Source organism: Mycolicibacterium elephantis DSM 44368, from assembly GCF_004014805.1.
GTDB lineage: Bacteria > Actinomycetota > Actinomycetes > Mycobacteriales > Mycobacteriaceae > Mycobacterium > Mycobacterium elephantis.
Genome location: NZ_ATDN01000005.1, coordinates 89618 through 114489, shown reverse-complemented (window position 1 = coordinate 114489; position 24872 = coordinate 89618). Strand labels below are relative to the sequence as shown.

Sequence of the window (24872 nt, the reverse complement as noted above, 5' to 3'; positions counted from 1 at the left end):
TGGTCTACGATCCAGACATGCTCCGAGCGGTCACGGCTCTTTGGGTGTCGACCGTCGCGCTGGCCGGCATGGCGGGCGCGGCCACCGCGCATGCGCAGCCGCCTCCGCTGCCGGGCCCGTGCTCGTTCACGCTGTCAGCCCCGCAGGTCGTGCAGGTGTCGGGCGTGGACATGGTCACCGCCACCGTGGTGCCTGCGGGCTGTCTGGGCATGTTCGAGCCGAAGTTCGGCGTGGCGTGCCTGCACGTCCAAGGCGGGCCGGGGAAATGCGCGCAGTCGACGGGACGCGAGACCGCGCAGGTGTTTGAGCCCTATCAGCCTGGCACCACCTATGTCTCGTCGGGTCGCGGCTGCGGTGCCATGTTCGATTTCACCACCGACCCGAACTGCCAGCTGCTGGGTCCGGTCACCGCGACCCTGTGATGCGTTACCGCGACGGGGTGAAGTGACGCAGCCTCAGGCTGTTGCTGACCACGAAGACCGAGCTGAAAGCCATTGCCGCGCCGGCGATCATCGGGTTGAGCAAGCCGGCCGCAGCCAGCGGCAGCGCCGCGACGTTGTATGCGAACGCCCAGAACAGGTTGCCCTTGATCGTCGCCAACGTCTTGCGGGACAGCCGAATCGCGTCGGGCACGGCACGCAGATCGTCGCGCACCAGCGTCAGATCGCCCGCCTCGATCGCGACGTCGGTGCCGCTGCCCATCGCCAGGCCCAGATCGGCCTGCGCCAGCGCCGCGGCGTCGTTGACGCCGTCGCCGACCATCGCCACGACCTTGCCTTCGGCCTGCAGTCGCTTGACGGCCTCGACCTTCTCCTGCGGCAGCACCTCGGCGATGACCTCGTCGATGCCGACCTGACGCGCCACGGTGTTGGCCGCCGCCTTGTTGTCACCGGTCAGCATGATCGGGGTCAGCCCCAGCGCGCGCAGTTGCGCGACGGCGTCGGCCGAGGTGGGCTTGATCGCGTCGGCGACCACCAGCACACCGCGCGGGGTGCCGTCCCAGGCGACGACGACGGCGGTGCGGCCCTCCGCTTCCGCCTGCTGCATGGCAGGCCCGAGCGTGTCGGGCCTTGTGTCGGGCCTTGTGTCGGGCGCCGACACCAGCCGCTGCCTGCCGACCACCACCGCGTGCCCGTCGACCGTCCCTTGCACGCCGAGACCGCGCAGGTTGGTGAAGTCTTCGGCGGCGGGCAGGTCACCGACCTTGTCGCGGGCGGCCGCGGTGATCGCCTTCGCGATCGGATGCTCGGAGTTGTTTTCCAGCGCCCCGGCCATCCGCAGCACCCGGTCGGGCTCCTCGCCGTCGGCGGTGATCACGTCGAGCAGTGACATCGTCCCGGTGGTGACGGTGCCCGTCTTGTCCAAGACGATGGTGTCGATGCGTCGCGTCGACTCCAGCACCTCCGGGCCCTTGATCAAGATGCCCAGCTGCGCACCTCGGCCGGTGCCCACCATCAGCGCCGTCGGCGTCGCAAGACCCAACGCGCACGGACACGCGATGATCAGCACCGCCACCGCAGCGGTGAACGCGGTGGCCGCCGATTCGCCGGTGGCGAGCCAGAATCCGAGCGTCGCGCCGGCAAGGGCGATGACGATCGGAACGAAGACGCCTGAGATCCGGTCGGCCAACCGCTGGGTCCGCGCCTTCTCGTTCTGTGCGTTCTCGACGAGGCGGGCGATCTGCGCCAGCGCAGTGTCGGAGCCGATCCGGTTGGCCCGCACCACGAGCCGGCCATCGACGTTGATCGTCGCGCCGACGACCTGATCACCGGGCCCGACGTCCACCGGCAGGGGCTCGCCCGTCAACATCGAGGCATCCACCGCCGAGTTGCCTTGCACAACAACGCCATCCGTGGCGATCTTCTCTCCGGGGCGGACCACGAACTGGTCGCCGACGGTCAGCTGATCGAGTGGAATACGTTGTTCGGCACCGTTTCTGAGTACGACGACGTCCTTGGCGCCCAGTTCCAGCAGCGCACGCAGCGCGGCACCGGCGCGGCGTTTGGCGCGGGCTTCGAAGTATCGTCCGGCCAGCACGAACGTGGTCACCCCGGCGGCCACTTCGAGGTAGATGTTGCCGGAGCCGTCGGTGCGGCTGATCGTCAGCTCGAACGGATGGGTCATGCCCGTGACGCCCGCTGTGCCCCAGAACAGCGCGTAGATCGACCACCCGAACGCCGCGAGGGTGCCCATCGAGATCAGCGTGTCCATCGTCGCCGTGCGGTGTCGCAGGTTCACCCACGCCGCGTGGTGGAACGGCCAGCCGGCCCACACCACCACCGGCGCCGCCAACGTCAACGACAACCACTGCCAGTTCGGGAACTGCAGAGCGGGCACCATCGCCATCGCGATCACCGGAACCGTCAGCGCCAGCGCGATCAGCAGCCGGCGCCGCAATGAGGCGGCGGGCTCGTCCTCGGCTGGTTCGGCGGAGGTGTCGTGGGTGGGCAGATGCGCTTGGTATCCGGCCTTTTCGACCGTGCCGACCAACTCCTCCGGGGTGACGTCGTCGCCGTAGGTGACCCGCGCCTTCTCGGTCGCGAAGTTGACGGTCGCGGTCACGCCGTCAATCTTGTTGAGCTTTCTCTCGATCCGGTTCGCGCACGACGCACACGTCATCCCGTCGATCGACAGCTCGATCGTCGACATGTCAGCTCGCCAGCTGGTAGCCGGCGTCTTCGACCGCGCTCTGGATCACGGCGGGGTCCACCGGGTTCTCGCTGTCGATCGTCACCGCGCCGCTGGCGACGTCGACCTGGACGTCCCGAACACCCGCGATCTCGCCGATCTCCTCGCGCAGCGACGCGGCGCAGTGTGCGCAGGTCATCCCGGTGACGGTGATGGTCGTTGTGGTCATGGTCGCCAGGATACTGATACCCCCATGGGGTATGCAAATCAGGTCTTGCGTGCCGCCCCCACGAACAACATCCCGCCGAGGCGGCGCTCGAGACTTCCGCTGCCATGCAAGCCGTGCCGACTCAGCTCGGCAGCGAATTCCTCGGCTTCGAAGCGGTTTTCGCGCGGGTGGACGGTCAGCGTTCGGAACACCAGGCTCTCCAGTGTGCGTCGGGGGATTTCTTCGAAGAGCAACAACCCGTCCGGCCGCAGCACCCGAGCGATCTCGGCGAGCGCCTGCTGCCAATCGGGGACGTGGTGGATGATGCCGAAGTCCACGACCGTGTCGATCGAGCCCGACGGGGCCGCGATGCTGCAGACGTCCCCGACCGAGAGTGACACCGGACGTCCGCGCAGGCGTCGGCGTGCCGACTCGACCATGGACTCGTCGAGATCGAAGGCCGTTACCCGCTCGGCGCCCAATCGGTCCAGGATCACCTGTGAACCCACGCCTCGGCCACAGCCGACCTCTAGGACGTGCTGTCCGCAGAGGTCGCCGCCGGCGAGCCGTCGAAACCAGGCCGCCTCGCGGGTGTGCTGGTGCGCGGCGCGTAGCGGGTTGTTCATCGCTGCACGTTCGATGGCGTTGAGCTTCATGCGACCGAACAGTACCCCCATGGGGTATGTGGCGGAAGGTCTACGTCGCCGCCTACGTGGCACCATCTGGGGCATGCGTGTCCTGGTGCAACGGGTGCTCTCGGCGGCGGTGAAGGTCGACGGCGAGGTGGTCGGGGCCGTCTCGCGGCCCGATGGCCAGAGCCTGCTCGCCCTCGTCGGGGTCACCCACGACGACGACGAGGCCAAGGCTCGGCGTCTCGCCGAAAAGCTCTGGCAGCTGCGCATTCTCGACGACGAGAAATCCGCGTCCGATGTCGGTGCGCCGATCCTGGTCATCAGCCAGTTCACCCTCTACGCCAACACCGCCAAGGGACGTCGCCCCGCCTGGAACGCCGCGGCGCCCCGCTCCGTCGCCGAGCCGCTGGTCGAGGCGTTCGCCGACGCGTTGCGGAAGCTGGGCGCCGAGGTGGCGACCGGGGTGTTCGGTGCGCACATGCACGTTGAACTCGTCAACGACGGTCCGGTCACGTTGCTGCTGGAGCTGTGACCCCTGGCTCTTACTGGGCCGGCTCTTATTGGGACGAGGTCACCGCGACGCCCTCCGAGGGCTGCACGATCACGAAACCCGGCCCGGAGAAGGCCACCTGAACGGCCTCACCGGAGCCGCGGCCGATGAGTGCGCCCGCCTTGAAGCTCATCTTGAGCTGGGTCTGCAGGTTCGCCGACCACGCCACCACCGCGTTGGTGTCGGCGAACGTCGGCGCCTCGGCGGCGTTGAGCACCACCGGCGGACCGTCGGTCGTCAGCGCGACCCACCCGGTGCCGCGCAGCGTGGTGTTGAACAGCCCGCCCGTCGCGATGCTGCCGCCTTTGACCCGTTCGATATTCCAGTCCAGGCTCGACGAGAACGCCAGCACGTTCTTGCCGCTGATCGACAGGCCGGCGTTGGTGAGGTTGAGCAGGTGCACGTCGGCGGCCCGGTCGGCGAGGAAGACATCGCCCTGGCCCTGGCAGCGCATCAACGGCAGACCCTCGCCGGTCAGTGCCTTCTTGAGGAACTTCGACGCCCCGCCGCCCTCGAACGCGAAGTCGACATTGCCCTGGTAGGCGACCATGGATCCCTGCCGGGCCAGGAATGGTTCGCCGAGGCGTACCCGCAGCATCTTGGTGTTCTGGTTCGCGATCGCCTTGGCCTCTTTCTCGCTGAACCGGCCGTCGACCAGCTCACCCGAGATGCCCTCGAACCCATGGCCGACGGGCGGGGCCGCGGGCCCGGGTTGCGCTGGGCCGCGCTGTGGTTGGCTCGGTGGCGCACCGCCCATCGGCGCCCGGCCGACCTGGCCCTGATGGGACACCTGGTCGGTCCAGCGCTGGCCGTCCCACCAGCGGTAGTCGAAACGGCCCTCGGGGTCGGGTCGCCAGCTTCCGGGGTTTGGTGCTGTCATGGCAACAAACTAGGGCAACCGCAGGGGGTGCACTGGCATCCTGGGCACATGGCGAAGGAAATCGACCGGACACGCGCGCGAAGCGCTGTCGCGGTGATCAAGCAGCACCCGCTCATGGTGTTGTTCGCGGTGTCGCCGGTGCTCGTCGCGCTGAGCCTGGTGTGGTGGTTGGTCAGCCCGGGCCTGGCCATCCTGTTGTTCATCGTGGCGGTGGTCGGTGGCGGCGCCGTCGTGCTGCGCAAACGCAACTAGGTCTCGGGCGCCGGCCGGCCGGACCACCATGCTGCTACCTCGGCGTTATGCCGACGGCTGAAACATGCCCACCAGCGATGTAACGGTGTAATCATGTAATCATGAGGCACCATTTCCACGGCCGTCGACGCCCCGGCGGCTGGCAACAGACACAGCAGCCCGACGCGAGCGACGCCGCCGACTGGTTCGCCGGTCGCCTGCCCGAGGCCTGGTTCAACGGCGACCCGACGGTCATCGTCGACCGCGAAGAGATCACCGTCATCGGCCGGCTGCCCGCGCCACAGGGCTCCGACACCTCGGAAAGTGAGGCCCACGCCTCCGGCCGGGTGGCCCGCTTCCGGGAGGAGACGCGGTCGGAGCGCATGCGCATCGCCGACGAAGCCGAGGCGCGCTATGGGCGCAAGGTGGCGTGGGGAGTCGAGATCGGCTCCGACGGCGACGCCGAACGGATCATGTTCACCCACCTCGCCGTGCCGGTGATGACCCGGCTGCGGCAACCGGAACGCCAAGTGCTCGACACGTTGGTCGACGCCGGGGTGGCGCGGTCCCGGTCGGATGCGCTGGCGTGGTCGGTCCGGCTGGTCGGCGAGCACGCCGAGGAATGGTTGGGCAAGCTGCGCGAAGCCATGCGCAACGTCGACGATCTACGCGCCGAGGGGCCGCAACTCTAAACCCGCTCGATTCCCACGTACGACGAACTCAACGGCGCGGTCTGTGACAGCGGGTCCACCGACCCGCCCGCGATGAGCAGGTTGCGGTTCACCCCATAGGACACCGGCTCGGCGTCACCGCGCGGGTCGAAAACGCGTGAGCCCCAACCGTGGTCGACGATCACGACACCTTGACGCGGCGAGTCGTTCACCACCGCCCTCAGTTCGATCGCGCCGACAGGTGAAAACACCCGCACCAGATCGCCGTCGCTGACACCCAGATCGGCGGCGTCCTTGGGATGGATGACGACGTCATTGCCCTTGCCGCCCGGATGCAGCCCGGGCAGCTCGTTGAGCCACGAGTTCATCGAATGTCTGCGACGCCGGTTGCCCAGTTGGTACGGATAGCCCAGAGGCGCCGCGGGGTGCGGTTGGGCAAGCAACTCCCGGGCCCACTCGACGAATTCCGGTGGTGCGGCATGCACCTTCTTGTCGGCGGTGCGCAGCGCTTCCTTGAAGTGGCCGAACTCTCTCGGGCCCAACACCATACCGTGCGGATGTGAGACGACGTCGCGCCACTTGATCCTGCGGCCGTTGAACTTTCGGCCGGTCGCGACCACCAGGCGGTCGATCCAGTGCGGACCGAACTCCAGCGCGGGCCTACCGGTGAGTCGGGCCAGCCTGCGGGTGGCCTTGATGAACCCGTTGAGTCCCTTGGCGCGGAACAGCGGCGCGTTCATGGCGATCGCGAGGTCGGTGAAGATCCGCCACTCCTGCCGCGCGCCCGGCGGCGGTTCCACGGCCCTGGCCCCGTACTGCAGATACGGCTCGTCGTGCATGTTGCTGGTGAACGCCAACAGGTCGTCGCGCTCGAGCCAGTGCACCGCGGGCAGCAGCCAGTGCGCATGCCGATGGCTCTCGCGCTGCACGAAATCGATGGCCACCAACAGATCCAGCTGCGCCAGCGCGTTGTCCAGCCGGTCCCCGTCCGGCCCGGACACCACCGGGTTTCCGCAGCTGATCACCAGTGCGCGGATCTGGCCGCGGCCGGGAGTCGTTATCTCGTCGGGTAATTCGGACAATGCGTGGGCGCCGGCGACCATCTCGCGCCCGAGCAGCCGGCTGCGGTGCGGCTTGGCCTTGACCATGCCCGCCATCCGGATGGCGTCGACATAGCCCGGCTCGTACCTGCGGCCGCCGGGACGGTCCATCCGCCCGGTGATCACGTTGAGCACGTGGCCGAGCCATTCGGCGGCGGTGCCCGCCAGATGCATCGACACCCCGGTGCGGGTCACCACCATCGCCCCGGTCGCGGCGGCGAACTCCCGGGCCACCTGCTCGATCAGCGACCGGGGGATATCGCAGCGCGCGGCCAGGTCGTCGAGGTCCGCGTCGGCGACCAGCGCGCGCAAATCGTCGACCCCCGTGGCGAGTTCGGTGCAGTCCCGGTGATGCTCGAGACCCTCGTCGAGGACGACCTTGACCATCGCCAGTAGCAGCGCCCAGTCCTGGCCGGGCCGCACCGCCAGATGCAGGTCGGCTTTCTCTGCGCTCTCGGTGCGCAGCGGGTCGACGATCACGATCTTGGCGCCCTGCTTCTGTCGGGCCAACGCGCGCCGCCACCCGTTGGGCACGGTTTCCAGCCAATTCCACGCGCTCACTGCGGGATTGGTGCCGACCAGCAGGAAGTAGTCGCAGTTGTCGATATCGGACACCGGTGCCATCAACAGCGACCCGTACATCGCCGACGCCACCACGTGCATGGCGTTCTGGTCGATCGAGCCGACGAAGTACCGGCTGTGGGTGCCGATCGCGTCCAGCCAGCCGTTCATGAAGATGACGTTGGACGACGAGAAGCCCGCCGGGTTGCCGTAGTAGATGCCGACCGCGTCAGGGCCGCCGGCCTCGATGAGCGCGTTCATCCTGGCGGCGATGTCGCTGATCGCCTCGTCCCAGGTGGCCTCGACGTAGCTGTCGCCGACGCGGCGCATCGGGTGCAGGATGCGCCGCGGATGTTCGACGAGCTCGTTCGCGGTGCGGCCCTTGGCGCAGAAGTCCTGCCACGAATGCGGGTTCTGCTTGTCCGGGGCGATCTTGGTGACCCGGTTGCCGTCAACCGTGACTTCCAGGCCGCACGCCGCCAGGCAGTACCGGCAGAACGTGTACACCGTTTCGCTCATGCCGCCATCCTGCCGGACTTCTCCCGCGAGCAGACGTGAAAACCCCTAAAATCGGCTGCTTTTAGGGGTTTTCACGTCTGCTCGCGCACTCTAGACCTGCGTCATCGCCCAATAAGCGCCGCGCTTAGCGAGCAACTCGGTGTGGCTGCCGCGCTCGACGATCCGGCCCGCCTCCATCACCACGATCAGGTCGGCGTCTCGGATCGTCGAGAGCCGATGGGCGATAATGAAACTCGTCCGGTCACGACGCAGCTCAGCCATCGCCTGTTGGATCAACAACTCGGTGCGGGTGTCGACCGAACTGGTCGCCTCGTCGAGCACGAGCAGGCGCGGTTGCGCCAGCACCGCCCTGGCGATGGTGATGAGCTGCTTCTCGCCCGCGCTGATGTTGCCGCCGTCGTCGCTGACCCTGGTCTGATACCCGTCGGGCAGCGTGTGCACGAACCTGTCGACGTAGGCGGCTTTGGCGGCCGCGATCACCTCGTCCTCGTCGGCGTCGGGGCGGCCGTAGGCGATGTTCTCGTAGATGGTGCCGTTGAACAGCCAGGTGTCCTGCAGCACCATGCCGATCCGGGAGCGCAGCGAGGCCCTGCTCACCGTCGCGATGTCAACCCCGTCGACGAGGATGCGGCCGGAATCGACCTCGTAGAAGCGCATCAACAGGTTCACCAACGTCGTCTTGCCGGCGCCGGTCGGCCCGACGATCGCCACGGTGGTGCCCGGTTCGGCCACCAGCGAGACGTCCTCGATCACCGGGACGCCGGGGCGGTAGCTGAAGTTGACGTGCTCGAACTCCACCCGGCCCGTCAGGACGCGCGAACGTTCCTTACCGCTCGAGATTTCCGCAAGTTCTCGCGCGGTAAGGAACGTTCGGCCCTCGCCGTCCGCGGGCTCCTCCTCGGCGTCCAGCAACTCGAAAACCCGCTCTGCGCTGGCGATACCGGACTGCAGCGTGTTGTACATCCCCGCGACCTGGGTCAACGGCTGGTTGAACTGACGGACGTACTGAATGAACGCCTGGATGTTGCCCAGGGTGATCTGGCCGGTCGCCACCTGCAGGCCGCCGACCACCGCGACCGCGACATAGCTGAGGTTGCCGATGAACGTGGTCGCCGGGGAGACCAGCCCGGAGAAGAACTGTGCGCCGATACTGGCCCTGTACACGTCGTCGTTGAGCTCACCGAACTGTTCGGTGGCCTTGGCGCGGTGGCCGAAGGTCTTGACGATGGTGAAGCCGCTGTAGGTCTCTTCGATGTGGGCGTTGAGCCGGCCGGTGTTCGCCCACTGTGCGACGAACATCCGCTGGGACCGCCGCGCGATCGCCCGCGTGGCCCACAGCGACAACGGCACGGTGATGACGGTGAGCAAGGTCAACAGCGGGGAGATGGTCAGCATCATGACCAGCACCGCGAACACGGTCAACACCGACGTCATGAGCTGGCTGATCGTCATCGACAGCGATGTCTGGATGTTGTCGACGTCGTTGGTGACCCGGCTGAGCACCTCACCGCGCTGACGGGAGTCGAAGTAGGACAACGGCATCCGATGCAGCTTGTTCTCGACATCGGAACGCAACGCCACCATCGTCCGCTGCACGGCGACGTTGAGCAGCCGGTACTGCAGCCAAACCAGAAGGGCGGCAATCAGATACAACCCGAGGGCGAGCAGCAGTGTACGGCCGACGGCGCTGAAGTCGACGCCGCGGCCCGGTACGACGTCCATGCCCGACAGCAGGTCGGCGAACGTGTTGTCGCCGCGGGCGCGGGCCGCGTCGATGGCCTGCTGCTTGGTCAGGCCGGCGGGCAGCTGCCGTCCGATCACGCCGTTGAACAACAAGTCGGTGGCGTGCCCGAGGATCCGCGGCCCGATCACGCTGATCGCGATGCCGCCCACACCGAGCAGGATCACCGTCAGCGCCAGGGCGCGTTGTGGGGTCAGCCGCTTGACCAATCGCAATGCCGAACCGGTGAAGTCGCGTGAGCGCTCGGTCGGGGCCTGCACCACGCCCCGGATCGGCCGCGCCGTCGGCGCGCTCATCGCATGCCTCCGACACCGGCGCCCAGCGACTGCGAGTCGGCGAATTCCGCGTACTCGGCGCATTGGGTCAACAGCGCTTCGTGGGTGCCGACGCCGACGACGCGGCCGTCGTCGACGACGACGATCTGGTCTGCCTGTGCGACGGTGGAAATCCGTTGCGACACCAGAAGAACCGTCGCGTCTGCCGACACCTCGCGCAGCGCGGTCCGCACCCGCACGTCGGTGTGCACGTCGAGCGCCGAGAACGCGTCGTCGAACAGGTAGATCGCGGGACGGCGGATGACCGCACGCGCGATGGCCAGGCGCTGCCGTTGACCACCGGAGAAGTTGATGCCGCCCTGGGCGACCCGCATCGCCAACCCGTCGGGGTCGGCGCGGACGAAGTCGTCGGCGGCCGCCACCCGCAGCGCTTCCCACATCTCGTCTTCGGTGGCGACCTGCCCCGGGCGCGCGCCGAGCTGCAGGTTGTCGGCCACCGTTCCGGAGAACAGGTAGCCGCGTTGGGGCACGAGGCCGATCGTCGACCACAGCTGCTCGGGGTCGTAGTCGCGCACGTCGACGCCGTCGATGCGCACCGAACCCCCGGTCACGTCGTACAGCCGGCAAATCAACGCCAGCAGCGTCGACTTACCCGAGCCGGTGGACCCGACCACGGCAGTGGTGGTTCCGGGCCGCGCCGTCAACGAAACATCCTGCAGCACCGGGCGTTCCGCTCCGGGATATTGGAAGGTCGCGCACTGCAACCGGATCTCGCCGTCGATGGTGGCCGGCCGGACCGGATCCGGCGGGCTGGCGATCTGCGGCTGGGTGGACAACACCTCGGTGATCCGCTCGGCGCACACCGAGGCGCGCGGAATGATGACGAGGATGAACGTCGCCAACAGTACCGCCATGAGGATCTGCATGAAGTAGGAGAGAAACGCGATCAGCGCGCCCACCTGCATCTGCCCGGCGTCGATGCGCAGACCGCCGAACCAGATCAGCGCGACGCTGGAGACGTTGATCACCAGCGTCGTCACGGGCAGCATCAGCGCCTGCCAGCGGCCGGCGTCCAACGCGGTGTCGGCCAGTGCGTGGTTGGCCTCCGCGAAGCGGTTGCGCTCGAAGCCTTCCCGCGCGAACGCGCGGATCACCCGGATACCGGCGAGCTGGTCGCGCATCACCCGGTTGATGCCGTCGATCTGGCGCTGGATCCGCCGGAAGATCGGCAGCAGACGCGACACGATCCAGTAATTGGCCAGGGCCAAAACGGGCACCGCGACCGCCAACAGCCACGACAGGCCGACGTCCATGTGCATCGCCATGACGATGCCGCCGACCGACATGATCGGTGCGGTGATCAGCATGGTGCATGTCAGCTGCACCAGCACCTGGATTTGCTGGACGTCGTTGGTCGTACGGGTCAACAGCGACGGCGCCCCGAACCGCGCGGTCTCCTCGGCCGAGAACCCGGTCACGTGGTGAAACATCGCCGAGCGCAGATCCCGGCCGAACCCCATGCCCGCCCGCGAGCCGAAGAACACCGCGCCCACCGCGCAGAGCACCTGCAGGGCGGTGACGGCCAGCATCACCCCACCCAGTTCGACGATGGTGCCCAGGTCGCCCTTGGCGACCCCGTCGTCGATGATGGCCGCGTTGACGGTGGGCAGGTACAGCGAGGCCAGCGTGCTGATCAGCTGAAGCAGCGCCACGACGGCCAGCAGCCCTCGATACGGCCGCGCATACTGCCGCAGCAGCGCCCACAACATCTCGCTACTGTCGCACACCGGCCGCGGTCAGCGTCTGTTGCGAAACACCTGTGAACCCGATAACGGCGCAGGTCACTGGGGATGTCGGTGGTTGACCTCATGAGCTGCCGCTACAGTGCATGACGTGACTCCCACCACGCGCGCGACCTTCCTGCGGCTTGCTGTGGCGGCCGCGGTCATCAGCCCGCTGGTTGCCGCATGCTCGGATTCGGAGCCGACCAACCCCGAGGTGCCGCAGACGACCGCGCCGACGGAGAACGTCTCACATGGTCCGTTCTTCCCGCAGTGCGGCGGTGTCAGCGATGAGGAGATCGGCGCGCAGACCCGCGTGCCCGGCCTGGTCAACACAGCCAAGACCTCGGTGGGCTGCCAGTGGTTGGCCGGCGGCAGCATCCTCGGGCCGCACTTCTCGTTCACCTGGTTCCGCGGCAGCCCCATCGGCCGGGAGCGCAAGACCGAGGAGCTCACGCGAGCGAGCGTGGAGGACATCAACATCGAGGGTTACGACGGGTTCATCGCGGTGGGCGAGGACCCGATTCTGGGCAACAACCTCTGCGAGATCGGCATCCAGTTCGATGACGACTTCATCGAGTGGTCGGTCAGCTACGTGCAGAAGCCGTTCCCCGACCCGTGCGATGTCGCCAAGGAACTGACCCGCCAATCGATTGTGAACTCCGAATGAGACGCAGCCCATTCCGTCGCGCCGCCGCTGCCGCAATCGTGGCGCTGGCCGGATTCTCGTTGCTGGCCGGGTGCACCCAGACCGTCGAGGGCACCGCCGCCAAGTCCGGCTCGGGCGGCGCCCCGAGGAACGACGACTCCGAGCGGCAGTACCCGAACCTGCTCAAGGAGTGCGACGTGTTGACCGAGGACATCCTCGCGGAGACCGTCGGCGCCGATCCGCTGGACATCCAGAGCACCTTCGTCGGCGCGGTGTGCCGCTGGCAGGCCGCCAACCCGTCGGGGCTCGTCGACATCACCCGGTTCTGGTTCGAACAGGGCAATCTGGACAACGAGCGTCAGACGGCGCAACGGCTCGGCTACCGGATCGAGGACCGGCGGGTGGCGGGCATCCAGTCGATCGTGATGCGCCCGGATGACCCGAACGGCGCGTGCGGGGTGGCCAGCGATGCGGCGGGCGTCGTCGGGTGGTGGGTGAACCCGCAGTCGCCGGGCATCAACGCATGCGAGATGGCGCTGAAGCTGATGGAGCTGACACTGGCAACCCGCGCCTGATCAGCGATTTGTGTGCGCTTGGTTGCGGTGAGCCACACAAGTCGCTAGCGCGCGACGTGGAAGGTCACCAGCGTCGCGCCGCCGAGCGTCAGGTCGGCCCACGGCAGGGAAGTGCGCAGCACCGCGATCGCCGACGTCGGGAACTTGATGGAGATCTGCTCGGCCGCATCGCCGTTGCTGCTTTCGTCGTCGGCCAGCCCCAGCGCGACCGAAGAAATCGCGGGTTCGTGCCCGACCACGAGCAGGGTGCGCACCTCTGAGGGGAACCGCGACGACGTCCGGTTGATCTCGTCGATCACGGTGCCCGGCACCGCTTCATAGAGCCGGTCGACGTACTCGACGGGCGCCTCGATACCGGTGCGCTCCAGCGTCTGGCGGGTGCGCACGGCAGTCGAGCACAGCACCGCGTCCACCGCGGGTGCATGCGCGCGCAACCAGTCGCCGGCCAGCGCCGCCTCACGCACCCCTCGCGGCGCCAACGGTCGCTCGTGGTCGCTTACCCCGGGTGGGTAGTCCGACTTGCCGTGGCGAAGCAGGAGCAGCGTGCGGGACAAGTCGCTCACGGTGTCACCGTAGGGCACCAGGCGTCATGGCGCGCCGCGCCTCACCGAACTTGTCGGTGCTCGGTCCTACACTCGCGATGCCCGGGAAAGAAACGAGCAGAAGGGGGCCGGGATGCGTTTCGTGCACACCGCCGACTGGCAGCTCGGCATGACCCGTTATTTCCTCAACGGTGAGGCACAGCCCCGGTATTCGGCTGCCCGCCGTGACGCGGTGGCCGGTCTCAAGCAGGTGGCCGCCGACAGCGGCGCGGAGTTCGTGGTGGTCGCGGGGGACGTGTTCGAGCACAACCAACTCGCGCCCCGGGATGTCAGCCAGTCGCTGGAAGCCATGCGCGCCATCGGTATTCCGGTGTACCTGCTGCCGGGCAACCACGACCCGCTGGACGCGTCGTCGGTGTACAGCAGCGCCCTGTTCACCGCCGAATGCCCGGACAACGTCACGGTCCTGGACCGCGCGGGCGTGCACGACATAAGGCCCGGCCTGCAGCTGGTGGCGGCGCCGTGGACCTCCAAGGCGCCACTGACCGATCCCGTCGCCGACGTGCTCGCCGACCTGCCCGCCGACGGGACGACCAGGATCGTCGTCGGGCACGGCGGAGTCGATATCTTCGTGCCGGACAAGGACCGCCCGTCGCTGATCCGGCTGGCGGCCTTGGAGGAGGCTGTCGACCGTGGGGCCGTGCACTATGTGGCGTTGGGCGACAAGCACTCTCGCATGCAAGTGGGGTCCACCGGCCGGATCTGGTATTCGGGGTCGCCGGAAGTCACCAATTACGACGACATCGAACCCGATCCCGGGCACGTGCTGGTGGTCGAGGTCGACGAGCACGATCCGGCACATCAGGTCCGTGTCGAACCGCACAAGGTCGGTCGCTGGCGGTTCGTGACCTTGCGCCGGTCGGTGGACAGCAACCGCGACGTCGCCGACCTCGACATCAACCTCGACCTGATGCCCGACAAGGACCGCACCGTGGTGCGTCTCGCGCTGACCGGATCGCTGACGGTCACCGACAAGGCCGCGCTCGACGCCTGCCTGGACAAGTACGCCCGGCTGTTCGCGGCGTTGCGGGTGGACGACAAGCAGTCCGACATCGCGGTGATGCCCGCCGACGGGGAGTTCGACGACCTCGGCATCGGCGGCTTCGCGGCGTCGGCGGTCGACGAGTTGGTCACCGCGGCACGCGCCGACGGTGACGAGGCCGATGACGCGCGTGCTGCGTTGGCGCTGCTGCTGCGTCTTGCCGACAGGGGGGTGGCATGAAACTGCACAGGCTGGTGCTGACGAACTACCGCGGGATCACCCACCGCGAGATCGAGTTTCCCGACCACGGCGTCGTGGTGGTCAGCGGGGCGAACGAAGTCGGCAAGTCCTCGATGATCGAGGCGCTGGACCTGCTGCTGGAGGCCAAGGACCGGTCGGGCAAGAAGGAGGTCAAGCAGGTCAAGCCGACGCACGCCGACGTCGGCGCCGAGATCACCGCCGAAATATCCACCGGCCCTTACCGTTTCGAGTACCGCAAACGGTTCCACAGGCGCTGCGAGACCGCGCTGACCATTCTGGCTCCGCACCGTGAACAACTCACCGGCGACGAAGCGCACGACCGGGTGCGGGCCATGTTGGCCGAGACCGTCGACACCGGGCTGTGGCAGGCGCATCGTGTGCTGCAGTCGACATCGACCGCGGCGGTGGACCTTTCGGGCTGTGACGCGCTGTCGCGGGCGCTGGACGTCGCCGCCGGTGAGGCGCAGCCCGAAGGCTCACCGGCGCAGACGGGCGCCGAGGCGCTGCTGGTCGACCGGATCGAGGCGGAGTACCTGCGCTACTTCACCCGCACGGGCAGGCCCACCGGCGAGTGGGCGGCGGCCGCCGGCCGGTTGCGCGCCGCCGAGGAGGCGTTGGCGCGTTCGGCGGCCGCCGTCGCCGAGGTCGACGACGCGGTGCGCCGCCATGCGGAGCTGACCGAGAACCTCGGACAAGTGGCCGCGGAACGCGCGGAGGCGTCGAAGCGGCTGGCCGCGGCGCAGGAGGCCGCCGACACCGTCGCCGCGCTGACGCGGCAACTCAAGGAAGCCGAACTGGTGGCCGCGGCCGCCGAGGCCGGGCACAAGGCCGCGGTCGCCGCGGTCACGGAACGACGCCGGCTGCGTGCCGACATCGACGAGCGGGCCGCCGCGATCGCCGAACTGCAGGCCGCGGTCACCGAGGCCGCCGACGAGCACGACACCGCCGCGGAGGTGTCGCACGCCGCGGAGGCGGCGGCCGAAGAGGCCAGGGCCGCGGTGGAGACCGCCAGGCAGCGTGTCGAGGCCGCCAGGCAGGTCGCACAGCGGCTGGCCGATCGCGACGAGGCGGATCGGCTCGCGGCGCGGCTGGCCAAGATCGACGCGGCCGACCGCGACCTCGAGCGGGTGCACACCGAACTCGCGGAGATCACGCTGACCGACGTGCACATGCGCGCCATCGAGGCCGCCGAGAGCGCCATGCAACGGGCGGCGGCCCAGGCCGAGCTGATGTCGGCGCGGGTTGAGCTCACGTCGGTCGGCGATATCGAGGTGCGGGTCGACGGTGAACCGGTCGGATTGCAGGCCGGTGTGACCTGGTCGTCGAGCTTCGGCGCGCAGACCGACATCGAACTGCCGGGAATCCTCACCGCGCGGGTGGTTCCCGGCGCGACGGCAACCGAGACCCGCGCGAAACTGGTTGCCGCTCAGGAGGTCCTGGCTGAAGCGTTGGGCCAGGCCGGGGCCGCCGACGTCGCCGCGGCGCGGGTGCTGCATCAGCGGCGCCGGGAGCTGACCGCCGAGCGGGACCGGTTGCGCGCCACTGCGGACGCGCTGACCGGTGAGGACACCGTCGACGAGCTGAGGTCGCGGCTCGCCGAGCTCGGCGAGCCCCCCGGCATCGACGCGGACGCCCCCCGTGACGCCGCGCAGGCCCGCGCCGACCTCGCCGACGCGTCGGCCGCCTATCAACAGGCCGTCGCGCAGTGCGAGACACACCGCAAGGTCGCCGAGGAAGCGGCCAAGCGGCTGGGGGAGCGCGCGCTGCGGGCCACGGCCCTACGTGAAAAGCTCACCACCGTCGAGGGCGAAATCGCCGCCGCGCGTGCGCGATTGGCTGAGCAGCGGGCGGCGGCCTCCGATGACGAACTGGCACTGAACGCCGAGACACACGGTGAGGAGGCGCACCGGGCGGCCGCGCTCGTCGCCGAGTTGGGCCAGGAGTTGGCAGGCGCCGCGCCCGACGTCGTCGCGGCGACACTGCGTGACGCCGCACAGCAGGCCGACGAGTTGGCGGCTCGTCACGACGAGACGGCCGACGCCCTGCGGGAGGTGTCCACCCGACTGAAGGTGTACGGCACCGAGGGCCGGAAGGGCCAGCTCGACGAGGCGGAAACCGAACACGAACATGCCCAGGAGGAGTACGCGCGGGTACGTCGGCGGGCGCGTGCCGCGCAGCTGCTGCGTTCTGTGGTCACCCGACACCGTGACGCCACCCGGCTTCGTTACGTCGAGCCGTTCCGCAACGAGGTGGAGCGGCTGGGTCGCATCGTGTTTGGCGACACCTTCGAGGTCGAGATCGACAGTGCGCTGCGCATCTGCAGCCGCACACTGGCGGGCCGCACCGTGCCGTACGAGTCGCTGTCCGGGGGCGCCAAGGAGCAGTTGGGCATCGTCGCGCGGCTGGCCAGCGCGGCGCTGGTGGCCAAGGAGGACACCGTTCCGGTCGTGATCGACGACGCGTTGGGCTTCACCGACGCCGATCGGCTCGCCAAGATGGGCGCGGTGTTCAACGCGGTCGGCGGCGACGGCCAGGTGATCGTGCTGACCTGTAACGCGCAGCGGTACGCCGGCATCGACGGCGCCCAGCACATCGAGTTGGCGGCCTCGGCGTAACGCGTCACGCTGACGACGACCCACCACACGGCGAGTCGCAACCGGGCACAATGAGGGCAATGGCCAAGAACGCGAAGCGTCGCCGCGTCCACGACAAGCTCGCGGCGCTGCCCGGCGTGCGTCCCGTCCGCCGTCCGGTGACTCCCGGCTCCGACGACGGCTTCGACCTGTACTACGTGCGCGCCGGGCGCAAGTCCAGGCATCCGCTGCTGCTCATCCCCGGCGGGCCCGGCGCCGCCTCGGTGGCGCTGTACCGGGGTTTCCGGCGCCGCGCGGCGGCCGCCGGGTTGGACGTGATCATGGTCGAGCACCGCGGCGTCGGGATGTCTCGCCACGACGACTCCGGCGCGGACCTCCCGCCCGACGCGGTCACCATCGAGCAGGTCGTCGACGACCTCGCCGCCGTGCTCGACGACGCCGGCGTCGAGAAGGCCGTCGTCTACGGCACCTCCTACGGAAGCTACGTGGCCGGTGGTTTCGGCGTGCGCCATCCCGACCGGGTGCACGCGATGGTGCTGGACTCACCGGTGCTGTCGGCAGCCGACATCCACGCCGTACGGGACGCCACCCGACGGCTGTTGTGGCACGGGGCCGACCCGGAGACAGCCGACCTGGCGCCGAAGGTGCGCCGCCTGGTCGACGACGGTGTCTTGACGCCGGCCGCCACCAACCTCGCCACCGCGGTCTACGGGTTCGCCGGTCCCGACCTGCTGAGCCGTCAGCTCGACCTGCTGCTCACCGGCCGGCGGTATCTGTGGTCCGCTATGGACCGGGCCGGCCGATTCGTGTTCGACCGCAAGGCGCCCTATCGCAACGAACCGGACCTGGTGGGCCGGATCGCCTACCGCGAGCTCAACTACGGCGCCGACCCGGACGGTCTGCCCCTGAACCCGCCGTCGCGTACCGCGAAAGTTCGCTGAACCCAACCGACTTCGTCGCCGAACCATACGACCTGGCCAGCGAAATGCCGAACTTTCGCTGGCCCACCGTCGTGGTCTCCGGCGGCCGCGACCTGGTCACCCCGCCGGAGGTGGCCCGCCGCGTCGCATCGTTGATACCGGATGCGGTGCTGGTCGCGTTGCCGACCGCGGGGCACAGCATCGTGGACTTTCGGGAGCGCGCGGCACTGGACATCGTCGGCGCGCTCTACGCGGGCAAGGCGGCCGGACTGCCCGCCCGTTCGGCGGCGTTGGACTCCCGGCCCGCCGGGCTGGCGATCCGCGCCTTGAGGTGGGGCGTCGCGGCGGCGACGACGCTGGAAGCGGCGCTGCCCGTCGGGGTTTCGCGAACCACGCAGCGCGCTACTTCATGAAGCCGATCTCGGTGTAGTCGGCATCGGCCAGGCCGAACGCCCCGAAATTGGCCAAATTGCTTCGCACAGCGATGTTTCCGGTCGACTGAGTCAACGGCAGGCTGAACACCTCTTCGAACAGCATCTTGTCCAACTCGTTGGCCAGCGTGCGCGCCTTGTCCGGATCCAACTCGGAAACGGTCTCTTCGATCTTGGCGTCGATCTCGGGGCTGCTGATCCGGCCGAAGTTGCTCTCGGCACCCGTGCGATAGATCTGGGTCAGGCTCGCCAGCGGGAACGCATCACCGCTCCAAGCGAATTGGGCGATGTCGAAGTTGCCGACCGTGATGAAGTCGGTGAAGAAACCGGCGGCCGGCCTGACATCGAGTTCCAGCTTCACCCCGATCTGGGCCAGATTGTTCTGTGCGATCTGCCCGTACTGCCGAGTGCTGAGGGAGTCGAAGAGGACGTCACGGATCACCAGCTGGCGGCCGTCCTTCTCGCGGAACTGCCCGTTGAGCCGCCAACCCAGCCCGTCGAGTTCCTGCCTGGCCTGGTCGGGGTTGAACGCGACGACGCCGCTGTTGTCCTGGTAACCCTTCTGGCCCGCAACGAAGATGTGGTTGTTCAGCGGTACGGGGTTGTCGGCCAACCCGCGCATGGTCACCGCGGCGATCGTGTTGCGGTCGATGCCTTTCGCGATGGCCCGGCGCAGCGCCGGGTCCTCCAGGATCTTGCCGGGCGCACCGTTGAACGTGAAGTGGTACCAGGCCAGGCCAGGTGCGCGTCGGATGCTGATGTCGGCGGTGCGCCGGGCGATCTCCATCTCGTCGAGCGTGGCGAGGCCGCTGGCGTCGATGGTGTTGTTCTGTAACGCGGGGATGCGTGCGGCGTCGTCGAGCACGAGGAAGGTGATGCGGTCCAGTAGTGGCGGCTCGCCCCACCATTTCGGGTTGCGTGTCAACGTGATCCGTTTGGCGCCGCGGTCGAGTTCGGAGATCATGAACGGTCCCGCCGACGGGCCGGGCTGCTCGAGCTGACCTTGGTTGAACACTTCCGGGTTCGCCGTCGTACTCTTCGGCGTCAGCACGGTGGACCCCGCGAACATGCCCTTCCAGTCGGCCCACGGCTCGGCGAAGGTGATCACCGCCTGACGGTCATCGACGCCGCGTTCGACGGAGGCGACGCGGTCACTGCCGTTGGTCGCGGCGATGCCGAACTGGTCGTTCTTGCCGCTGGTGGCCTCGATCTGGGATTTGAGGTCTTCCCAAGTGATCGGTGTGCCGTCGCTCCACACCGCCTCGGGGTTGATCGTGTAGGTGACGACCTGCGGGTCGGTACTCGTCAACTCGACGCTGGTGAAGTAGTCGGTGTTGACGGTCGCGGATCCGTCGGCGGCGATCCGGAACGCGCGCGGCATCGTCGGGCGCATCAGCGCGGCGACATCGCCGGTGTTGCCGTCAATGTGCAACGAGTTGAAGTTCGGCGGGAAGTCGTTCAGCGCCAGCCGGAGATTGCCGCCTTCGCGCAGGTTCTCGCGCGGTTGCGGGTTGATGTCGTTGGTGGTGCCGACTTCTGCGGCCCCACCGGCCGACGGGGCTTCCTCGTTGCCGCCGGTACAACCAGACAGCACCAACACGGTTGCCAGGGTCGCCGCAGCGAAGCGTCGGGTCTTCATGCCGATCGACTCTAGCCGCGATTCACCTCGGGCTGCGGAACCGCGGCAAGCAGCCTGCGGGTGTAGTCGTGGCTGGGGTTGTTGAACACCTGATCGCCGTCGCCCTGCTCAACGATGGTGCCCTTGTACATCACGGCGACCCGATGGGCGAGGTGTCGCACCACGGACAGGTCGTGCGACACGAACAGGTACGACAACCCGAAGCGGTCCTGCAGGTCCAGCAGCAGGTTGATGATCCCGGCCTGGATCGACACGTCCAGCGCCGACACCGGTTCGTCGAGGGCGAGAATCTTGGGCTGCAGGGCCAGCGCCCGCGCGATCCCGATGCGCTGCTTTTGCCCGCCGGAGAACTCCGCCGGATACCGGGCGGCGTCCTGCGCCCGCAACCCGACGATGTCGAGCAGTTCGCGGACCCGGTCCTCGGTGCGCGGCTTATCGAAGCCGTTGGCCCGCAGCGGCTCTGCCAGCACGTCGAACACCGGCAGCCGCGGATCCAGCGAGGCGACCGGATCCTGGAACACCACCTGGAGGTCCCCCCGCAACGCCCGTCGGGCCCGACGATCCAGCGAGGCGACGTCGGCCCCGAGCACCTCGATCGAACCCGATTGCGGCGGAGCCAGTTCCAAAATCTCGTGCAGGGTGGTCGACTTGCCCGAGCCGGATTCGCCGACGATGCCCAGCGTGCGCCCGCGCTGCAGTTCGAAGCTGATGCCGTCGACCGCACGCACCTCGCCGACCTGCCGCCGGAACACCACCCCCTTGGTCAGCTTGTAGGTCTTGACCAGGTTCTGCACCCGCAGCACGACGGGCAGATCGTCGGCGGGCTGCGCCGGAGGCGGCTCGGTGGAAACGCCGTAGAGTTCGGCGGCGCTGCGCCCGACGACGTGTTCGGTGCGGATGCACGCCGCCGCATGAGACGGTCCCACCTCCACCAGTTCCGGCTCGGCGGCGCTGCACTCGTCGATGGCCAACGGGCAACGCGGGGTGAACGGACAGCCGGGCGGCAGTGCGACCAGTGACGGCGGCGCCCCGGGTATCGGAACCAGACGCGCGCCCTGGGCGGCGTCCAGCCGCGGCACCGAGCCCAGCAGCCCGACGGTGTAGGGCATCCGGCGGTCGCGGTACAACTCATCGACGGGAGCCACCTCGACGGCTCTGCCCGCATACATCACCAGCGCGCGGTCGGCGAACTCGGCGACCACGCCCAGGTCGTGGGTGATGATCAGCACGCCGGCGCCGGTGACGTCTCGGGCGGTCTCGAGCACCTCGAGGATCTGCTGCTGCACCGTGACGTCCAGCGCGGTGGTCGGTTCGTCGCAGATCAGCAGATCGGGGTCGTTGGCGATCGCGATCGCGATGACCACCCGCTGGCGCTCGCCGCCGGAGAGCTCGTGAGGAAACGAGCGCGACCGCTGTTCGGGTTGGGCGATGCCGACCAGTTCGAGCAACTCGACCGCGCGGGCGTGGGCGGCGCGGCGGGTGGTGCCGCGCTGGTGGATGGTGATCGCTTCGGCGATCTGGTCGCCGACGGTGTAGACCGGGGTGAGCGCCGACATCGGATCCTGAAACACCGTGCCGATGGTCTTGCCGCGGATCGTCGACATGCGCGCGTCGGAGAGGCCGATCAGCTCGGCATCGTGCAGCCGGATCGACCCGGTCACCTCGGCGTAGTCGGGCAGCAGCCCGACGACGGCCATCGCGGTGGCCGACTTGCCCGCACCCGACTCACCGACGAGAGCCACGACTTCACCCGGGTCGACGTGAAAGTTCATGCCGCGCACCGCGTTCACCGCCGCCGTGTCGGTGGGAAACGTGACCGTCAGGTCCCGGACCCGCAGCAGGCTCATTTCCGTCGGCCCCTTCGCAGGGGCTTGGCGCTGGGATCCAGCGCGTCGCGCAGCCCGTCACCGACGAGGTTGGCGCACAAGATGATCAGCACCAGGACACCCGCGGGAAACAGGAACAGCCACGGGAAGGTGGTCGCGGACTTGGTGCCGTCAGCGATCAGCGTTCCCAGTGACACGTCGGGCGGCTGAATGCCGAAACCCAGAAAGCTCAGCCCGGTTTCGGCCAGCACGGCCACCCCCACGTTCAACGCGGTGTCGATGATGATGATCGACGCGACGTTGGGCAGGATGTGGCGAAGGATGATGCGTCGGTTGCGCACACCCATATACCGTGCCGCGGCTACGAATTCGCGGTCACGAAGGCTCATCGTCAGACCCCGCACGATGCGCGAGCTGATCATCCAGCTGAACACCGCCAGCAGCGCGATCATCCAGACGATGTCACCCCGGGTGCGCTGCACCACGATCGTGATCAGCAGGAAGCTCGGCACCACCAGCATCAGGTCGACGAGCCACATCAGGCTGCGGTCACGCCAGCCGCCGAAGTAGCCGCTGATCGTGCCGACGGTCGCGGCGATCACCGTGGAGATGAACGCCACGCAGACCCCGATGAGCATGGACTTCTGCATGCCGCGCAGCGTCTGCGCCAGCAGGTCCTGGCCCAGCGCGTTGGTGCCGAACCAGTGCTCGGTGCTCGGTGGCTGCCGCAGCGCGTAGTAGTCCAGGTCGTGGTAGGTGTACGGAAGCAAAGGCGGCAGCGCGTAACAGCCGATGAACAGCAGCACGAGCAGCACCAGCGAGGCCACGGCGGCCTTGTTGCGCAGGAACCGGCGCCACACCAGCACCCGCCGCGACGCGAACTTGTGGGCGTCCACGCCCGACTTGGCGGTGGTCGACGACGATTCGGCGACGGATTCGGTCATCGCACCCGCACCCTCGGATCCAGGGCGGCCAGGATGACGTCGGACAGCACCCCGGCGACCAGAACGATGATTCCGGCGAACACGGTGATCGCGACGGTGATGTTGGTGTCCTGGGTGTTGACGCCGTGCACGAACCATTCACCGATGCCGTGCCAGCCGAAGATCATCTCGACGAACACCGCGCCGGTGAACAGCCCCGCCACGCTGTAGGCGAACAGGGTGGCCATCGGGATCAGCGCGGTGCGCAGCCCGTGCTTGAACAGCGCGCGCTGCCGGCTGAGCCCCTTGGCGCGGGCGGTGCGGATGAAATCCTGACCCAGCACGTCGAGCATCGCGTTGCGTTGGTAGCGGCTGTAGCCGGCGATTGCGGTGAGCGCCAACGTGACCGAGGGCAGCACCAGATGCTGCAGCCGGTCCAGTATCTGGTTCCACGTGCCGACGACCGGGTTGGGCGACGTCTCGCCGATGTATTCGAACAGCTGAAATCCCAGCAGGCTGTTGATCCGCTCCGCCGAGAGCATCAGCAGCGGCGCCAACACGAACGTCGGCGTGCTGATCAGCAGAAACGACAGCAGTGTGATGACGCGGTCGCTCATCTGGTACTGCCGGATCGCGCTCCAGGCGCCCGCGACGACGCCGATCGCCGCACCGAAGACCGAACCGATGACCACCAACCGCAGGCTGACCCCGATCCGCCGCCACAGTTCCTCCGACACCGGTTGCCCGCCGATGGTGGTGCCGAAGTCACCACGGACGGCCCCGGACGCCCAGTGCACATAGCGCACGGGAATGGGCTTGTCGAGGTTGAGCTCGAGCCGCTTGTTGTCGATCACGGCCTGCGGCGGTCGCGGGTTGCGCTGCAGCAGGTTCTCCAGCGGGTTGAAGGCCACGGACGCCAGCCCGAACGTCAGAAACGACGCCAGGACCAGCAACACGACGTAGTTGAGCAGCCGGCGGGCCAGATACCGCGTCATGCGGTCGGTCCATCGGTCCGCGTCATGACGCACAGGTTAAGAGATGGTCGCGGCGCTGGACGCGCGACGCGGCCTGATGTCGCCCATAGGCGCGTTTCAGGCGCGACCGAGGTGGCTACCCAAGCACCGGCAGAAGGAGTGATCACGCTGAACCGGACACGGGTCAAGATGCTCGCGGCGACCGTCGGCGCCGGCGCCGTGCTGGTGATGGCGGGCATCACCGCCGTAACCGGTACCAGCCTCGCCCAGGAAGACGACGCGCCGCGGCCGCCCGGGCCGGTGACCACCTCCGAGATCACCACGGGTGAGACAATCACCGAAACTGTGTTGCCCGAGGCGCCGGAGACGTCGGCGGCCACACCGCCGATCACGACGACGCCGACCCCCATTCCCACTGGCGAAGCGTAGTAGTCGAACGGAGTGAGCAACGGTGAAGACCCAGTTGAAGCGCATATTCGCAGGTGTCGGCGTCGGCGCCGTCATCGCCATCGGGGCACTCGGCGCGGTGTTCGCCCCGGTCCCCGACGGTATGGGGACCGTCAGCCAGGAGCCTGACATGACTCTGGGCGAGACCACGACCTCGACGACGGCGGACACCGAACTCGAGACGCCCGTGGCGACGCCCGAGGTCACCGCCGAGCCTGCGCCCACCGCCGACTAAGGCGCCGATCGCCCGGCTACACAGCTGACGCACAGGA

22 protein-coding genes and 1 pseudogene are annotated in these 24872 nt (G+C 68.3%); 11 read left to right on the top strand and 12 right to left on the bottom strand.

What is annotated here, in order from left to right:
* Positions 1-17: 17 nt before the first annotated feature.
* Entirely contained in the window at positions 18-422 is a 405-nt protein-coding gene (locus tag MELE44368_RS05540; protein WP_128107576.1) for a hypothetical protein, read from the top strand.
* 4 nt (positions 423-426) lie between these two features.
* Here MELE44368_RS05540 and MELE44368_RS05535 read toward each other — a convergent pair whose 3' ends face one another.
* Genes MELE44368_RS05535 through MELE44368_RS05525 form a run of 3 tightly spaced genes read right to left on the bottom strand, consistent with a single transcriptional unit; the run spans position 427 to position 3492 of the window.
* Positions 427-2649 (bottom strand): heavy metal translocating P-type ATPase, encoded by a 2223-nt coding sequence (locus MELE44368_RS05535; protein WP_128107575.1) that lies wholly within the window; start codon positions 2647-2649, stop codon positions 427-429.
* A gap of 1 nt (position 2650) precedes the next feature.
* Positions 2651-2857: a heavy-metal-associated domain-containing protein gene (locus MELE44368_RS05530; protein WP_128107574.1), complete on the bottom strand. Its 207-nt coding sequence runs from the start codon at positions 2855-2857 to the stop codon at positions 2651-2653.
* A gap of 38 nt (positions 2858-2895) precedes the next feature.
* The gene (locus tag MELE44368_RS05525) at positions 2896-3492 is read right to left on the bottom strand and encodes a class I SAM-dependent methyltransferase (protein WP_128107573.1); all 597 of its coding nucleotides are present in this window, start codon (positions 3490-3492) and stop codon (positions 2896-2898) included.
* 73 nt (positions 3493-3565) lie between these two features.
* Between MELE44368_RS05525 and dtd the strand changes: the two genes are divergently transcribed.
* Complete coding sequence (gene dtd, locus MELE44368_RS05520; protein WP_128107572.1) at positions 3566-4000, top strand: D-aminoacyl-tRNA deacylase; 435 nt, start codon at positions 3566-3568, stop codon at positions 3998-4000.
* Between the two features lie 25 nt (positions 4001-4025).
* Here the strand turns inward: dtd and MELE44368_RS05515 are convergent, their stop codons facing one another.
* Entirely contained in the window at positions 4026-4898 is an 873-nt protein-coding gene (locus MELE44368_RS05515; protein ID WP_128107571.1) for an AIM24 family protein, read from the bottom strand.
* Positions 4899-4946: 48 nt separating this feature from the next.
* On the opposite strand from MELE44368_RS05515, the gene MELE44368_RS05510 reads away from it, so the two are divergent.
* Positions 4947-5150 carry a hypothetical protein gene (locus MELE44368_RS05510; RefSeq protein WP_128107570.1) on the top strand — a complete coding sequence of 68 codons (204 nt, stop codon included), beginning with the start codon at positions 4947-4949 and terminating at the stop codon, positions 5148-5150.
* A gap of 98 nt (positions 5151-5248) precedes the next feature.
* Entirely contained in the window at positions 5249-5821 is a 573-nt protein-coding gene (locus MELE44368_RS05505) for an ATP-binding transcription factor AbmR (RefSeq protein ID WP_409366103.1), read from the top strand.
* Here MELE44368_RS05505 and MELE44368_RS05500 read toward each other — a convergent pair.
* From MELE44368_RS05500 to MELE44368_RS05490, 3 genes are all read right to left on the bottom strand, one after another.
* The gene (locus tag MELE44368_RS05500) at positions 5818-7980 is read right to left on the bottom strand and encodes a molybdopterin-containing oxidoreductase family protein (RefSeq protein WP_128107568.1); all 2163 of its coding nucleotides are present in this window, start codon (positions 7978-7980) and stop codon (positions 5818-5820) included. The genes MELE44368_RS05505 and MELE44368_RS05500 overlap by 4 nt on opposite strands.
* 90 nt (positions 7981-8070) lie before the next feature.
* The gene (locus MELE44368_RS05495; protein ID WP_128107567.1) at positions 8071-10017 is read right to left on the bottom strand and encodes an ABC transporter ATP-binding protein; all 1947 of its coding nucleotides are present in this window, start codon (positions 10015-10017) and stop codon (positions 8071-8073) included.
* Positions 10014-11765: an ABC transporter ATP-binding protein gene (locus MELE44368_RS05490; RefSeq protein WP_128107604.1), complete on the bottom strand. Its 1752-nt coding sequence runs from the start codon at positions 11763-11765 to the stop codon at positions 10014-10016. The genes MELE44368_RS05495 and MELE44368_RS05490 overlap by 4 nt, the downstream gene beginning before the upstream one ends.
* Before the next feature lie 115 nt (positions 11766-11880).
* Between MELE44368_RS05490 and MELE44368_RS05485 the strand changes: the two genes are divergently transcribed.
* Together MELE44368_RS05485 and MELE44368_RS05480 are read left to right on the top strand one after the other, a co-directional pair.
* Entirely contained in the window at positions 11881-12447 is a 567-nt protein-coding gene (locus tag MELE44368_RS05485; protein ID WP_128107566.1) for a DUF3558 domain-containing protein, read from the top strand.
* Positions 12444-13001, top strand: a complete 558-nt coding sequence (locus MELE44368_RS05480) for a DUF3558 domain-containing protein (RefSeq protein WP_128107565.1) — start codon at positions 12444-12446, stop codon at positions 12999-13001. Before MELE44368_RS05485 ends, MELE44368_RS05480 begins: the two co-directional genes overlap by 4 nt.
* 44 nt (positions 13002-13045) lie before the next feature.
* Here the strand turns inward: MELE44368_RS05480 and MELE44368_RS05475 are convergent, their stop codons facing one another.
* Entirely contained in the window at positions 13046-13564 is a 519-nt protein-coding gene (locus tag MELE44368_RS05475; RefSeq protein ID WP_128107564.1) for a SixA phosphatase family protein, read from the bottom strand.
* Positions 13565-13676: 112 nt separating this feature from the next.
* Between MELE44368_RS05475 and MELE44368_RS05470 the strand changes: the two genes are divergently transcribed.
* From MELE44368_RS05470 to MELE44368_RS05460, 3 genes and pseudogenes are all read left to right on the top strand, one after another.
* Positions 13677-14825 carry a metallophosphoesterase family protein gene (locus MELE44368_RS05470; RefSeq protein WP_128107563.1) on the top strand — a complete coding sequence of 383 codons (1149 nt, stop codon included), beginning with the start codon at positions 13677-13679 and terminating at the stop codon, positions 14823-14825.
* A complete protein-coding gene (locus MELE44368_RS05465; RefSeq protein ID WP_128107562.1) occupies positions 14822-17461 on the top strand; it encodes an AAA family ATPase in 2640 nt (879 codons plus the stop codon). The genes MELE44368_RS05470 and MELE44368_RS05465 overlap by 4 nt, the downstream gene beginning before the upstream one ends.
* A gap of 59 nt (positions 17462-17520) precedes the next feature.
* Positions 17521-18773 (top strand): annotated as a pseudogene (locus MELE44368_RS05460) (alpha/beta hydrolase).
* Here MELE44368_RS05460 and MELE44368_RS05455 read toward each other — a convergent pair.
* Genes MELE44368_RS05455 through MELE44368_RS05440 form a run of 4 tightly spaced genes read right to left on the bottom strand, consistent with a single transcriptional unit; the run spans position 18763 to position 24174 of the window.
* Entirely contained in the window at positions 18763-20430 is a 1668-nt protein-coding gene (locus MELE44368_RS05455; RefSeq protein ID WP_128107561.1) for an oligopeptide ABC transporter substrate-binding protein OppA, read from the bottom strand. The pseudogene MELE44368_RS05460 and the gene MELE44368_RS05455 sit on opposite strands and share 11 nt — an antisense overlap.
* Positions 20431-20441: 11 nt before the next feature.
* Entirely contained in the window at positions 20442-22277 is a 1836-nt protein-coding gene (locus tag MELE44368_RS05450) for an oligopeptide ABC transporter ATP-binding protein OppD (RefSeq protein WP_128107560.1), read from the bottom strand.
* A complete protein-coding gene (locus tag MELE44368_RS05445) occupies positions 22274-23200 on the bottom strand; it encodes an oligopeptide ABC transporter permease OppC (RefSeq protein WP_128107559.1) in 927 nt (308 codons plus the stop codon). The genes MELE44368_RS05450 and MELE44368_RS05445 overlap by 4 nt, the downstream gene beginning before the upstream one ends.
* Positions 23197-24174: an oligopeptide ABC transporter permease OppB gene (locus MELE44368_RS05440; RefSeq protein WP_128107558.1), complete on the bottom strand. Its 978-nt coding sequence runs from the start codon at positions 24172-24174 to the stop codon at positions 23197-23199. The genes MELE44368_RS05445 and MELE44368_RS05440 overlap by 4 nt, the downstream gene beginning before the upstream one ends.
* A gap of 111 nt (positions 24175-24285) precedes the next feature.
* On the opposite strand from MELE44368_RS05440, the gene MELE44368_RS05435 reads away from it, so the two are divergent.
* A complete protein-coding gene (locus MELE44368_RS05435; protein ID WP_241566488.1) occupies positions 24286-24582 on the top strand; it encodes a hypothetical protein in 297 nt (98 codons plus the stop codon).
* 22 nt (positions 24583-24604) lie between these two features.
* Positions 24605-24835: a hypothetical protein gene (locus MELE44368_RS05430; RefSeq protein WP_128107557.1), complete on the top strand. Its 231-nt coding sequence runs from the start codon at positions 24605-24607 to the stop codon at positions 24833-24835.
* Positions 24836-24872 lie beyond the last annotated feature (37 nt).

What these genes read in the sequence shown, in the direction of transcription:
- MELE44368_RS05495 (WP_128107567.1), bottom strand. Translation starts at nt 10,017, where the DNA reads ATGAGCGCGCCGACGGCGCGGCCGATCCGGGGCGTGGTGCAGGCCCCG.
- MELE44368_RS05450 (WP_128107560.1), bottom strand. Translation starts at nt 22,277, where the DNA reads ATGAGCCTGCTGCGGGTCCGGGACCTGACGGTCACGTTTCCCACCGAC.
- MELE44368_RS05500 (WP_128107568.1), bottom strand. Translation starts at nt 7,980, where the DNA reads ATGAGCGAAACGGTGTACACGTTCTGCCGGTACTGCCTGGCGGCGTGC.
- dtd (WP_128107572.1), top strand. Translation starts at nt 3,566, where the DNA reads ATGCGTGTCCTGGTGCAACGGGTGCTCTCGGCGGCGGTGAAGGTCGAC.
- MELE44368_RS05455 (WP_128107561.1), bottom strand. Translation starts at nt 20,430, where the DNA reads ATGAAGACCCGACGCTTCGCTGCGGCGACCCTGGCAACCGTGTTGGTG.
- MELE44368_RS05530 (WP_128107574.1), bottom strand. Translation starts at nt 2,857, where the DNA reads ATGACCACAACGACCATCACCGTCACCGGGATGACCTGCGCACACTGC.
- MELE44368_RS05535 (WP_128107575.1), bottom strand. Translation starts at nt 2,649, where the DNA reads ATGTCGACGATCGAGCTGTCGATCGACGGGATGACGTGTGCGTCGTGC.
- MELE44368_RS05525 (WP_128107573.1), bottom strand. Translation starts at nt 3,492, where the DNA reads ATGAAGCTCAACGCCATCGAACGTGCAGCGATGAACAACCCGCTACGC.
- MELE44368_RS05480 (WP_128107565.1), top strand. Translation starts at nt 12,444, where the DNA reads ATGAGACGCAGCCCATTCCGTCGCGCCGCCGCTGCCGCAATCGTGGCG.
- MELE44368_RS05515 (WP_128107571.1), bottom strand. Translation starts at nt 4,898, where the DNA reads ATGACAGCACCAAACCCCGGAAGCTGGCGACCCGACCCCGAGGGCCGT.
- MELE44368_RS05540 (WP_128107576.1), top strand. Translation starts at nt 18, where the DNA reads ATGCTCCGAGCGGTCACGGCTCTTTGGGTGTCGACCGTCGCGCTGGCC.
- MELE44368_RS05465 (WP_128107562.1), top strand. Translation starts at nt 14,822, where the DNA reads ATGAAACTGCACAGGCTGGTGCTGACGAACTACCGCGGGATCACCCAC.
- MELE44368_RS05445 (WP_128107559.1), bottom strand. Translation starts at nt 23,200, where the DNA reads ATGACCGAATCCGTCGCCGAATCGTCGTCGACCACCGCCAAGTCGGGC.
- MELE44368_RS05490 (WP_128107604.1), bottom strand. Translation starts at nt 11,765, where the DNA reads ATGTTGTGGGCGCTGCTGCGGCAGTATGCGCGGCCGTATCGAGGGCTG.
- MELE44368_RS05510 (WP_128107570.1), top strand. Translation starts at nt 4,947, where the DNA reads ATGGCGAAGGAAATCGACCGGACACGCGCGCGAAGCGCTGTCGCGGTG.
- MELE44368_RS05440 (WP_128107558.1), bottom strand. Translation starts at nt 24,174, where the DNA reads ATGACGCGGTATCTGGCCCGCCGGCTGCTCAACTACGTCGTGTTGCTG.
- MELE44368_RS05470 (WP_128107563.1), top strand. Translation starts at nt 13,677, where the DNA reads ATGCGTTTCGTGCACACCGCCGACTGGCAGCTCGGCATGACCCGTTAT.